Source organism: Microbulbifer sp. VAAF005 (assembly GCF_030012985.1).
Lineage (GTDB): Bacteria > Pseudomonadota > Gammaproteobacteria > Pseudomonadales > Cellvibrionaceae > Microbulbifer.
This window is the reverse complement of record NZ_CP120233.1, coordinates 56,729-68,730: the sequence shown is the minus strand read 5'-3', so window position 1 is coordinate 68,730 and position 12,002 is coordinate 56,729. Positions and strand designations below refer to the sequence as shown.

The 12,002-nt window shown below is 51.5% G+C and carries 11 protein-coding genes; 5 read left to right on the top strand and 6 right to left on the bottom strand.

The genetic code is table 11. The features are described 5' to 3' along the window. Positions 1-19: 19 nt before the first annotated feature. On the bottom strand, positions 20-2,254 hold the full coding sequence (locus P0078_RS00375; protein ID WP_282932503.1) for an acyl-CoA dehydrogenase: 2,235 nt from the start codon (positions 2,252-2,254) through the stop codon (positions 20-22). Beyond that, a complete protein-coding gene (locus P0078_RS00370) occupies positions 2,202-2,519 on the bottom strand; it encodes a hypothetical protein (protein WP_282932502.1) in 318 nt (105 codons plus the stop codon). Before P0078_RS00370 ends, P0078_RS00375 begins: the two co-directional genes overlap by 53 nt. A 77-nt stretch (positions 2,520-2,596) precedes the next feature. On the opposite strand from P0078_RS00370, the gene P0078_RS00365 reads away from it, so the two are divergent. Then, entirely contained in the window at positions 2,597-4,036 is a 1,440-nt protein-coding gene (locus P0078_RS00365) for a di-heme oxidoredictase family protein (RefSeq protein WP_282932501.1), read from the top strand. A gap of 74 nt (positions 4,037-4,110) precedes the next feature. On the opposite strand, the gene rraA is transcribed toward P0078_RS00365, so the two are convergent. The 3 genes from rraA to ppsA form a co-directional block, all read right to left on the bottom strand. After that, entirely contained in the window at positions 4,111-4,590 is a 480-nt protein-coding gene (gene rraA, locus P0078_RS00360; protein WP_282932500.1) for a ribonuclease E activity regulator RraA, read from the bottom strand. A gap of 135 nt (positions 4,591-4,725) precedes the next feature. Further along, positions 4,726-5,235 (bottom strand): L,D-transpeptidase family protein, encoded by a 510-nt coding sequence (locus P0078_RS00355; protein ID WP_282932499.1) that lies wholly within the window; start codon positions 5,233-5,235, stop codon positions 4,726-4,728. Positions 5,236-5,725: 490 nt separating this feature from the next. Continuing rightward, positions 5,726-8,089, bottom strand: coding sequence for a phosphoenolpyruvate synthase (gene ppsA, locus P0078_RS00350; protein WP_282932498.1), 2,364 nt, complete (start codon positions 8,087-8,089; stop codon positions 5,726-5,728). A 189-nt stretch (positions 8,090-8,278) separates the two neighbouring features. Here ppsA and ppsR point away from each other — a divergent pair, with 189 nt between their 5' ends. From ppsR to P0078_RS00330, 4 genes are all read left to right on the top strand, one after another. Continuing rightward, on the top strand, positions 8,279-9,106 hold the full coding sequence (ppsR, locus tag P0078_RS00345) for a posphoenolpyruvate synthetase regulatory kinase/phosphorylase PpsR (protein WP_282932497.1): 828 nt from the start codon (positions 8,279-8,281) through the stop codon (positions 9,104-9,106). 73 nt (positions 9,107-9,179) lie between these two features. Further along, the gene (locus P0078_RS00340) at positions 9,180-9,620 is read left to right on the top strand and encodes a hypothetical protein (RefSeq protein ID WP_282932496.1); all 441 of its coding nucleotides are present in this window, start codon (positions 9,180-9,182) and stop codon (positions 9,618-9,620) included. Next, positions 9,617-10,510 (top strand): aminodeoxychorismate synthase component I, encoded by an 894-nt coding sequence (pabB, locus tag P0078_RS00335; RefSeq protein ID WP_282932495.1) that lies wholly within the window; start codon positions 9,617-9,619, stop codon positions 10,508-10,510. Before P0078_RS00340 ends, pabB begins: the two co-directional genes overlap by 4 nt. Before the next feature lie 175 nt (positions 10,511-10,685). Further along, complete coding sequence (locus P0078_RS00330; RefSeq protein ID WP_282932494.1) at positions 10,686-10,979, top strand: hypothetical protein; 294 nt, start codon at positions 10,686-10,688, stop codon at positions 10,977-10,979. 47 nt (positions 10,980-11,026) lie between these two features. Here P0078_RS00330 and cysB read toward each other — a convergent pair whose 3' ends face one another. After that, complete coding sequence (gene cysB / locus P0078_RS00325; protein ID WP_282932493.1) at positions 11,027-11,998, bottom strand: HTH-type transcriptional regulator CysB; 972 nt, start codon at positions 11,996-11,998, stop codon at positions 11,027-11,029. Positions 11,999-12,002 lie beyond the last annotated feature (4 nt).

The following is a 12,002-nucleotide window of genomic DNA, read 5'->3' as shown; positions in this document are numbered from 1 at the left end:
AGGTAGCTTTCCTCAAACCTTATTGGACTGTGCCCGCACACCCACCCAAGTGCTCAAAGTGATCCACCTGAATTGCCTTCTCCACAGCATCCGCTGCATCGTAGAGTATCTCAGCCTCTTCATCGCTGATTAGATTTTTCTTTAACCCTTCTTCCACGTTATCCCTGCTCAGGTTGCGAATACCGCCTTTTTTTAATTTTTCTCGAGCCCGCTCGGAAGCGCATACCCGATCAAACGCCTGCTCAACAATATCCACTCCATCCCCGGGAGTTCCGAGAAAAACTCCACTGGTCAGCCGGTCGCGAGTCGCCGACGGCGTCAACAGTAATTCCGCGCAGGCTTTGGCTTGCCGATCCGATGCGGTGTGGACACTGTGGCCCCAAGGCATGGTGAGGAAGTGCATTACTTGGCCAATAAATGGCCGGGGGAAATTTTGAAACACCTCCAACAAGTTGACTTCGATCTTATGCAATCCATCTCGCATGGAAAATTCCAGCAGAGGGAGGTCATCCTTAGGGTTGCCATCATCATGAAAGCGTTTCAGAGTGCAACTGAGCAGATACAGCTGACTCAAGACATCACCCAATCGGGAAGAAATCAGTTCTTTTCGCTTGAGTTCTCCTCCCAGAGTCATCAAGGAAAATTCAGTGACCAGAGATAGCACCGCCGAATACCGATTCAATTGCCGATAGTACTTGGCAGCGTGCCCTACGTTGCGAGGGCTGCTGGCAAACAAGCCCACCGTCCAGCCGTGAAAAATACCCCGACAGAGGGTTTTGAATTGAAACCACATATGTTTGGGCAGCAACTTATCCAATTCATCCAAACCCGCTTCATGATCCGGATTTTCTGCCGCCAACATTTCCTGCAAGATATAGGGGTGACAGCGAATTGCGCCCTGACCAAAGATCATCAAACTGCGAGTGAGAAGATTGGCCCCCTCTACCGTAATTGCTACCGGTATCGCTCGATAAACATTACCCAGGTAATTTAATGGACCATCCATAATTGCCTTGCCCGCATGAATATCCATTGCATCAATAATGGCCTGGCGTAGACCACAAGTAGCATTGGCTTTCATAATTGCGGTGATCACCGCTGGTTTTCGCCCCTCATCCAGAGCACGGGTAGTCGTTTTATGGGCGCTGTCCAATACAAATGCGATAGAAGCAATTTCAGCCAAGCGGCGTTGCACGCCTTCAAAGCGGCCAACAGGCACATTAAATTGCTCTCGAACCCGGGCGTAAGCGCCGGTCATGCGCGCGGCCATTTTTGCCCCACCGGTAGACAGGGATGGCAGAGAAATTCCTCGGCCTGCGGCAAGGGCACTCATCAGCATCTCCCAACCTTTGCCGACATTCTCCTCGCCGCCAATAATCCAATCCATGGGCATAAAAACATCTTTTCCCCAGTTGGGCCCATTCTGAAATGCTTGCAGCGCTGGGAGATGCCTCTGACCAATGGAAACTCCCGGTGTATCTGTGGGCACCAGGGCAACCGTAATACCCAGCTCTTCTTCATCGCCGAGAATATGGTCGGGATCATAGAGCTTGAAGGCCAAACCTAACACCGTGGCTATCGGGCCCAAGGTGATATAGCGCTTGTGCCAATTAACACGCATACCAAGGACCTTTTCGCCTTGATATTCGCCGTAACAGACTACGCCACGGTCAATCATGGATGCCGCATCAGATCCGGCCTCCGGACTGGTCAGCGCAAAGCAGGGAATATCAGTGCCATCTGCCAGACGTGGCAAATAGTAGTCCTTTTGCTCTTGCGTACCGTGAGCCAGTAGCAGCTCTCCCGGGCCCAATGAGTTAGGCACCATTACTGTGACACCCACACAGGTACTGCGGGTGGTAATTTTGGTCACTATCTCCGCATGAGCTGTCGGGGAAAAGCCAAGGCCGCCATATTTCTTGGGAATAATAATGCCAAAAAAGCGATTTTTCCGAAGGAAATCCCAAACATGCTCCGGAATATTGCGATCCACATAGCTAATTTGCCAATCGTTGATCATTCGGCACAGCTCTTCGACTGGCCCCTCCAGGAAAGCCTGCTCCTCTTCATTGAGCGCAGGTGGACCCATCCCCAACAATTGATCCCAATGTGGTTTACCTGACAATAACTCAGCGTCCCACCAAACCTCACCCGCTTCCATCGCCTCCCTTTCTGTTTCAGAAATTGGCGGAAGTACCCGTTTAATAATTTTTAAAAGAGGCGCGGTAAAGAATTTTTTGCGCAATTCGCTCATTTTCACCTTCCATAGCGGCAGCCGTTGCAACAAACACTGCCAATTCCCGCAGGGTCGAGAGAGTCATCAATGCACAATAATAGGAGACGTTTGATTGCAGGTAAGAATTCACAGAAGAAATCCATGCCCCTACCCGGATAGACATTTTATTTTTCAACAAAACCGGCGTTGTTTTTTTCAGGGACCATTGAAAAATTATTGATATTAGCTTTTTCTCAATCCGTCTACACAAATCCATATTGTGAGACCCCCATATTCCTTTCAATTAAATAACCATTCTTTATCAGGGACTTAGCTTTATAACTTTTTGAAAGGAAAATAAAAATAAACAAGGATTTTGACATGAATCGACTTACGGCAATATCTCTCACCAGCATCAGCCTGATGCTTCCATCGTTAATTTATGCCGATCTAATCGGCGAGGAGCCACGCTTAAATCCAGAAGATAGGATTAGCCAGGATAAAATTTCCCAGGGACAACTCCACCTCGACGAAATACGTGAAGCGGGGCTGATTATTTTCAGCACGCCTTTCAATCGTTACGACGGTTTTGGTGATGGCCCCCACGATTTTTCTGAACCGGACAACCACTCCCCCACCGGAGGTAACAGGCCCACCCTGCAAGGGAATGGCACATTTTTGCGGGTCAATGGCCTCGATGCGCAAAACTGCCTGGAGTGCCATACCGTCATCAGCAATCGAACAACGCCTCCCAGATTGGGCATTGGCGGAGGTGGAGGGTTCGGAACCAGCGTATTATTCCGCCCCGCCAATATCGATGTTATCGATGAAAACTTTGACGGTATCGCAGAGTTTGATGGGCGGCTGATTAATCCGGTATTTTTATTTGGCGCTGGGGGGATTGAATTAGTTGGCCGTGAGATGACCCATGAATTACAAAATCTTAAACAACACGCCCTCAATAACCCCGGCACCATCGTTGAACTGGAAACAAAATCAGTCAGTTTTGGGAGCATCATTGCCGACGAGTACGGCAATTTGGATACAACCAATGTCGAAGGCGTCGAGCACGATTTGGTTGTCAGGCCATTTGGTCGAAAAGGTGACAACGCCTCAGTCAGGGAATTCGATGTCTCTGCCCTGGCATTCCATATGGGGATGCAGGCTTCGGAAGCATTTGGCGGTGATGCCGCAGATGCTGACAATGACGGAGTAGTCAATGAAATCACCGTTGGGGACTTATCCGCACTAAGCATCTTTATTACTACACTGGAACCACCATTTGATATCGATGACAGAGAACACCGTGACGGCAGGAGGCTTTTCTCCGATATCGGCTGCGCCGACTGCCACCGCCCAACGATGGTAACCGAAAGAAGGACCCTCCCCTATAAACTTACCGGCTCTCCAGAAACTCCCTTTGAAGACATTTTCTACGAAGTGGACCTGACCAAGCATCCGACAAATTTTCGCCAAAACCGCAATGGCGGAATAGAGGTCGCTATGTTCTCTGATCTCAAGCGCCACGATATGGGCGAGGGGCTGGCTGAGAACGCCTTCTTCCAAACGGACCAGCAAAACCGTGAGTTTATTACCGCACGCCTTTGGGGAGTGGCCGATACTGCGCCCTATTTACACGATGGCAGAGCCACTACGTTGGCAGAAGCCATTTTTCTCCACGACAGCCCCGGAAGCGAGGCCAGTAACGCAGCACAGAATTTCAAGTATTTAAGTGAAAATGATCAGAATAAGATCTTGGCATTTTTGATGTCCCTGAGAATGCCGGAGAACCCCGCTGATGATCTAATTGATCCCCGCTGAGTTGATTCTCAACAACTGGCAGCGCTTTTGGGCTGCCAGTTTCCAGGCCGCCCAATAGACTTACTGGCGCTTTTTTAAGTCAGAGCCTTACCCGCCACGATTACACCATTGTTATCCGCGTAGAGGTATTCCCCCGGGCGGAAATCCACACCCGCAAAGCTCACAGTCAGGTCTCTTTCACCAATTCCCTTTTTTTCTGTTTTCATTGGATGGCTACCAAGTGCCTGCACCCCCAGATCCAGTTCCGCGATTTCATCTACATCGCGAATGCAGCCATACATCAGGATACCTTCCCAACCGTTGGCAGCCGCCTTTTCTGCCAGCATATCGCCAAGACAAGCCCGCCGCATGGATCCACCGGCATCTACTACCAAAACCTTGCCCTGCCCCGGTTCAGCCACCAGCTCTCGCACCAGGGAGTTATCTTCAAAACATTTGATAGTGACAATCTGCCCACCAAAACGATCTCGGCCACCGTAATTGATAAACATAGGATCAACTACTCGCACCTCATCAGGGTAGGCATCACATAAATCGGGGGTTGACTTGAGCATCAATATTCTCGCAGCAATCTATGGAAGAGAAGGATAATAGCGGGAAAAAAGTAGAAGAGCTAAGAGGCAAATAAATACCGGGTATCACCACGATGGATAATACCCGGCCAAGCCTTCGCTGCCACGAAATTGAAACTAGTGTGTTACACGAACCGGCGTGCCTACACGCACATGCTGATAGAACTTTCTCGCCATATGTGGGGGCATACGTACACAACCATGAGAAGCGGGATAGCCGGGCACGTGGCCAGAGGCATGCAGCCCGATACCGCCATTAAAACGAATGTAGTTATTCATTTTTGCACCGCGATACACAGTACCCGCAGGGCGACGATGCTTTCGAGTATTTACATTCGATCTCACGACTCTGCCAGTGCGTCTATCAACAAAACTGCCATAAATAGACGAGCGGTGATAAGGGTGTTTGGACAACACACGAAAATGTCCGGGGCGTGTGCTGTAACCGCGCTTCCCCGAAGAAATACGGGAGACACCAACTAATTTCCCACCTTTATACAGATATGCGCGCTGCTCACTTAAATCAATTCTAATTGATGGACTACCACCCCTGGCTGCGGCGCGATCATCAAACCAATTAGATGCGCGTGGCTTTGCATCTGCAGGTGGCGCTGCCATTAAAGCCATAAGGCACATCATCAAAAAGACATGAAGTATGGGGATTTGAAACTGTCTACTCGTTTGCATAGCTCACCTCACCGAGTCTGGGTACCCTGCCCTGAATCCAACAGATAAACAATCTGTCGGTAATTTTCAGGTGCGCGCCAGTGGGGCCAGGGCCCACGGCGAACATTTTTACGGAGCACATTGCGCAATCTGTTTTTCGATTTACACGCAACCTTAGGACTCTTCCGATTCTATTGAGGCGAGCGGAAAGATTTAGAATGAATTCTTCTGTGTGGATCAGCTGATAGAGGTTTGTATTTTTTGGATAATGTGTCGTTTAAATTTTTCAAACACAATTAGCAGAACAAAATCAGGTGTTTCCGGATTTAACTGCAACAACGGACTCATTTTCCACCAAGGCAAACACCGCTTCAGCAGAAAAATTACAGTTAAATATAGCGGGGGAAAAATTGGGAAAGCGGCCCACAATTGGGCCGCTTTAGGAGGAAAATTAACCTTCCTCGTTGGCCAGGAATAGCCAGGTATCTACTGCGGTATCCGGGTTCAGGGACACACTGTCGATCCCTTCATCCATCAACCAGCGGGCGAAGTCTTTATGGTCAGAAGGACCCTGACCACAAATACCTACATATTTACCCGCTTTCTTACAGGCTTGGATTGCCCTGGAAAGCAGTGCCTTGACCGCTGGGTTGCGCTCATCAAATAAATCGGCAACCAGTCCGGAGTCGCGGTCCAGACCAAGCGTTAGCTGGGTCAGGTCATTGGAACCGATGGAGAAACCATCAAAGTGCTGCAGGAAGTCTTCCGCCAGCAAAGCGTTGGACGGCAGTTCGCACATCATAATGACCTTGAGGCCACCTTCTCCACGGCGCAGGCCGTTTTCAGCCAGCAGACCGACTACTTCCTCAGCTTCTTCCGGGGTGCGAACGAAGGGCACCATGATTTCCACATTGGTCAGTCCCATTTCATCGCGGACTTTCTTCAGTGCACGGCACTCCAGGGCAAAGCACTGGCGGAAATCTTCAGAGCGGTAGCGAGCTGCACCACGGAAGCCAAGCATTGGGTTTTCTTCGCTTGGCTCGTACAACTGGCCACCAACGAGGTGCGCATACTCATTAGATTTAAAGTCGGACAAGCGTACGATGACGCGATTCGGTGCGAAGGCTGCAGCCAAGGTAGCGATGCCTTCCACCAACTTTTCGACAATAAAGTCTTCTGGAGAATCGTATCCACCGATACGCTCGCGAATATTCTGCTGCAGATCTTCCGGCAGGTTATCCAGTTCGAGCAGTGCTTTCGGGTGAATACCGATCATGCGGTTGAGGATAAACTCAAGGCGCGCAAGGCCAACGCCCTGGTTCGGCAGATGGCTGAAAGCGAATGCTCGATCCGGGTTGCCCACGTTCAACATAATTTTGAACGGCAGCTCCGGCATTTCCGCAACTTCAGTTTCCTCGCGCTGGAATTCCAGTTCACCAGCCATTACAAAACCGGTATCGCCTTCCGCACAGGAAACTGTCACCGGGGTGCCGGTTTCCAGCAGCTCGGTTGCATTACCACAACCTACAACTGCGGGGATACCCAGCTCACGAGCGATAATTGCCGCGTGACAAGTACGGCCGCCGCGATTGGTAACAATAGCACTCGCTTTCTTCAGGACCGGCTCCCAATCCGGGTCGGTCATATCGGTAACCAGGACTTCACCATCCTGCATCAGCGCCATGTCTTCTACGGATTCAAGCTTGCGAACGGGGCCCGCGCCAATGCGCTGGCCGATTGCGCGACCTTCACACAATACGTCACTGCGCTCCTGCAAACTGTAGCGCTCGATGCTGGTGCCCTGATCGCGGGAGCGTACAGTTTCCGGACGCGCCTGTACGATAAACAACTTACCGCTGTCGCCGTCTTTAGCCCACTCGATATCCATCGGGCGACCGTAGTGCTCTTCAATCTTGCGGGCCTGGATTGCCAGGTCTGTCAGCTCCGCATCGTTGAGGGCAAAGCGCTGGCGGTCTTCGTCTGCCACCGGGATAGTTTTTACGGAACGACCACATTCACCGCTCTCGTCGTAAACCATCTTGATCGCTTTACTGCCGCGATTGCGGCGCAGAATCGCAGGACGGCCCGCATCCAGGGCTGGCTTGTAGAGGTAAAATTCGTCCGGGTTAACTGCACCTTGAACAACGGTTTCACCCAAACCAAAGGCGGCGGTGATAAAGATCACATCGCGGAAGCCACTCTCTGTGTCCAGGGTAAACATCACACCCGCTGCGCCGGTCTCACTGCGCACCATGTGCTGGATACCGGCAGACAGGGCAACGCCCACATCCGCATAACCGGTGTGCACGCGGTAGGCGATAGCACGGTCGTTGTAGAGGGAAGCAAAAACTTCTTTTACTGCCTTCAATACAGCGTCGATACCGCGGATATTCAGGAAGGTCTCCTGCTGACCGGCGAAGGACGCATCCGGCAAGTCTTCGGCGGTTGCAGAGGAGCGAACTGCAACAGCAGTTTCCGCACCACCCAGGGCCTCATAGCCCTCGCGAATCTCTTTTTCCAGCTGCTCGGGGAACGGAGTCTGTAAAATCCAGTTGCGGATTTCATCTCCCGCCTGGGCCAGCTCGGTGACATTACCAACATCCAATCCTTGCAAACGCTCGGCTATACGCTGCTCCAGCTGTTCGTGAGCCAGGAAAGCCCTAAAGGCTTCTGCGGTGGTAGCGAATCCACCGGGTACGCTCACGCCGGCACCGGCGAGAGAGGAGATCATCTCGCCCAGTGATGCGTTCTTGCCGCCGACTTTGTCGACATCGGCCATGCCCAGTTTTGCGAAGTCGATCGTGAAGTTCGTCAAGTGAAGGCCCTCTAAAATTCAGGTTGAGTGGCGGCAGATTATAAGGATGAGTTTTGTAAAAAATAGCCCGTAAAAATTGGCCAAAATGTTGTAAATTTTCTACAAAAATTGCAAAACGCCAGAATAAAAGACCTTTGCCCCATTCCTCCCCTACAATAGCCCCCTCACGCCGACAAACTGAGAACAAACATGGCAAAAGACAAGCGCACGGCTTTTTTTATCTCCGACGGAACCGGTCTCACCGTCGAAGCGATTGGCCACAGCCTACTCGCACAGTTCCGCGATCAACAAGTTGAGCAGGTCACGCTTCCCTATATCGACTCCACCGAAAAAGTTAAACAGGCCCTGCAACGCATAGAAAAAGCAGCCGATGAATCCGGTTTACAGCCGATCATTATTACCAGCATTGTTTCTGACAAGATCCGGGAACAGCTGCACCAAAGCTCTGCGCTGATGCTCGATATCTTCGAGAACTACCTCACACCACTGGCCAATCTGTTTAACCGAGATCCAGCGCAGATGGTCAACGTCTCTCACGGCATTGACGACAACCGCCGCTACACCGACCGGATTGATGCAGTGCACTTCGCCATGGACAATGACGATGGCCGCAGAGTCAGCGAATTCCAGCAAGCCGATGTGATCCTGCTGGGCGTTTCCCGCTCCGGCAAAACGCCTACCTGCTTATACCTGGCACTCCAGTTTGGCCTGCGCGCGGCAAACTACCCCATCACCGAAGAGGATATGGACTCCACCACCCTGCCCAAGATCCTGCGCCCGTTTCGCAACAAGCTGTTTGGCCTGACAATCGAGCCCGAACGCCTGATGCAAATTAGACAGGAAAGGCGCGCCAACAGCCGCTACGCTTCTAAGGAACAATGTGAATTCGAGGTGCGCCAAGTTGAGCAAATGCTGAGGCGGGCCCAGGTGCCTTTCCTCAATGCAACCCAACTTTCGGTGGAGGAGCTCGCCACCCGCCTGATGTCTCAGGCCGGTATTGAGCGCAGGATTGACTAAAGAGCCACACACCCTTTAATTGCCGCCGCAAAATGTGTAGTGTGCGCCGTCTTCCGGACTGCTGTAGCTTGATATGCAAATTGTCTCTCTGCCCTACTCATTAAACACGCCCGCCGCATTTGCGGCGATAGCGGATTTGCCTATCCCCGTTTGGCTCGACAGCGGTCGACCTCTCGCGGAGGGTGGGCGCTATGACATCATTAGTGCCGACCCGATAAATACCCTCGAGTTAAGTGCCGACACACCCGAGCCATTTGCCCGGCTGGATGACCTGGTGTGCGAACTCTGCCCTCAGGACAGGGACTCACAACTGCCTTTTTGCGGCGGGGTTATTGGTTACGCCGGTTATGAACTCGGTGTAGAGGGTAATTATCTACCGGCAGATATGCGCCCTACGGACTTGCCCGCAGGCTTTTTTGGGCTCTACACATGGGCCTTTATTGCCGACCACCAACTGGGTAGCAATCACCTGGTTTTCCACCCCGCCTGCCCCCCCAGCAAGTTCGCGAATTGATACAGCGATTTAAAGCTATCAACTGGGAGACCACGCTTACACCCGGGGACTTCCGGCTGCATTCACCATTTGAGCACGAACTGAGTGCAGATGATTATCGGGCACAAATTGAGCAGATACTGGAATATATCGCCGCTGGCGATATCTATCAGGCAAACTTTACCCAGCGTTTCAGGGCCCCTTATAGCGGCGATCTGCTAACAGCTTACCTGGCATTGCGCTCTCAAGCTGCCGGTCCCTTTTCTGCTTATATGGCCCTGCCCCATGGCAGCCTGCTCAGTATGTCGCCGGAGCGATTTATCCGAGCTGATGGCGCCAGTTTACGCACGGAACCGATTAAAGGCACTGCAGCAAGACACGCTGACAAGATGGCAGATCAGCGCGCCGCCTTCTCGCTGCAGAGAAGCCCCAAGGACCGGGCGGAAAATCTGATGATCGTCGATTTACTGCGCAATGATTTGAGCAAGCTGTGTCGCAGTGGCACCGTACGTGTTCCCGAGCTATTCCAATTGGCGAGTTTTGCCAATGTCCACCACTTGGTCAGCGTAGTAACTGGTGAGCTACCCGAAGAGTCAGTTTATAGCGAATTACTCGAAGCTTGTTTCCCCGGCGGGTCTATCACAGGTGCTCCAAAGCGACGCTCAATGGAAGTGATCCGGGAGCTGGAATCCAGCCCCCGGGGGATTTATTGCGGCAGTATTGGCTACATCAGCAGCTGTGGCCGCGCTGACACCAATATCGCCATCCGGACCTTCAGTGCCAACGATGGACATCTAACCTGCGCGGCAGGTGGTGGGATCGTTGCAGATTCCGATCCCACTTCAGAGCATCAGGAGTGCTTGGCCAAGGTGCGCCTACTACTGGAAACAACTGAACAATTTTTGCAGTAGGCATCAAACCGCCGAAAAGCGACCAAAAATTAGCCTGTTTTGGCGCCTTTTGTAGCATCACTACAAATTTTAGTTATAAAGGTATCGGCGATTGATATTTCAAAGTTATTAGGGGTTCTGATAGATTCAGTCCATCTTGCCTTTAATGGCATTGCACTGGATCAAGGAAATTATCGTGAAGATCACTCTGGTCAAGAAAATTCTCGCCGACGGCTCGCCCTGCACCAAGTGTCGCGACGTTGAAGAAAAGCTGGAAGAAAATGGCCAAATGCAATTTATCGACCAGACACTTATCGCCGACGTGCGTGACCCGCAAAGCCCGGGCTTACAGCTGGCTCAGCAGCACAAGGTAGAGCGAGCGCCCTTCTTTGTCGTAGAGCGCGAAGGTAAGGAAGCAGAGATTTTCACTGTTTACTTCAAGTTCGCCAAAGAAGTGCTGCGCCCCCTGATCGAGATGGAGGCTTCATAGCCTCCATCCCTTACCTTTATTTCGGCACTCCCCCTTCAACAGCACCTCTAGTAAACCGGCAACTCCATATCGGCGAACAGCGCATCGACCTCAGAACGGGATGTCGCCTGTGCCGCTTGGTCAATCAGCTCACGGCTGAGATGGGGGGCAAATTGCTGGATAAACTCATACATAAAGCCCCGCAAGAAAATCCCCTTACGGAAGCCAATTTTCGTAACACTCGATTCAAATAGATCACTGGCATCGAGAGCCACAAGGTCCTCATCTTCGCCATCAACGGCCATATCAGCCACAATGCCAATTCCCAATCCCAGACGCACGTAAGTTTTGATTACATCAGCATCGGCGGCGGTAAAGACCACCTTAGGTGACAACCCTTTCTCCAAGAAAGCTTCATCTAACTTGGAGCGGCCGGTAAACCCAAATACATAAGTAACTATCGGGTACTTCGCCACATCCTCAAGGGATAGCTTGCTCACTTGGCAAAGCGGGTGATCTTTCGGTACCAGAATGCAGCGGTTCCAGCGGTAGACAGGCATCATCACCAAATCGCTGAAAAGCTCCAGAGCTTCGGTAGCGATAGCAAAGTCTGCAGTGCCATCTGCCGCCATCTCAGAAATTTGCATAGGGGTTCCCTGGTGCATATGCAGGGAAACCTCCGGATAACGACCTATAAACAACTTAATAATCGGGGGCAAGGCATAGCGCGCCTGAGTGTGAGTGGTAGCTACAGCGAGACTACCTTTTTTATCATTGCTGAACTCTTGCGCAACCTGTTTGATATTCTCCACTTTGCGCATAATTTCGCCGGCAGTCTTTAAGATTGCCTCCCCTGCCGGGGTCACCCTCGTGAGATGCTTGCCACTGCGCGCAAAGATTTCTACGCCAAGCTCATCCTCCAGAAGGCGAATTTGTTTACTGATTCCCGGCTGGGAGGTATAGAGGCTCTGCGCTGTAGCAGAAACATTGAGGTCGTGATGTGCCACTTCCCAGATATATCTCAACTGCTGCAGCTTCATAGAT

Excerpts from the sequence above, each read along its gene's own strand:
- P0078_RS00375 (WP_282932503.1), bottom strand. The coding sequence starts at position 2,254 with ATGAGCGAATTGCGCAAAAAATTCTTTACCGCGCCTCTTTTAAAAATT.
- P0078_RS00340 (WP_282932496.1), top strand. The coding sequence starts at position 9,180 with ATGCAAATTGTCTCTCTGCCCTACTCATTAAACACGCCCGCCGCATTT.
- P0078_RS00355 (WP_282932499.1), bottom strand. The coding sequence starts at position 5,235 with ATGGCTTTAATGGCAGCGCCACCTGCAGATGCAAAGCCACGCGCATCT.
- P0078_RS00365 (WP_282932501.1), top strand. The coding sequence starts at position 2,597 with ATGAATCGACTTACGGCAATATCTCTCACCAGCATCAGCCTGATGCTT.
- rraA (WP_282932500.1), bottom strand. The coding sequence starts at position 4,590 with ATGCTCAAGTCAACCCCCGATTTATGTGATGCCTACCCTGATGAGGTG.
- cysB (WP_282932493.1), bottom strand. The coding sequence starts at position 11,998 with ATGAAGCTGCAGCAGTTGAGATATATCTGGGAAGTGGCACATCACGAC.
- ppsR (WP_282932497.1), top strand. The coding sequence starts at position 8,279 with ATGGCAAAAGACAAGCGCACGGCTTTTTTTATCTCCGACGGAACCGGT.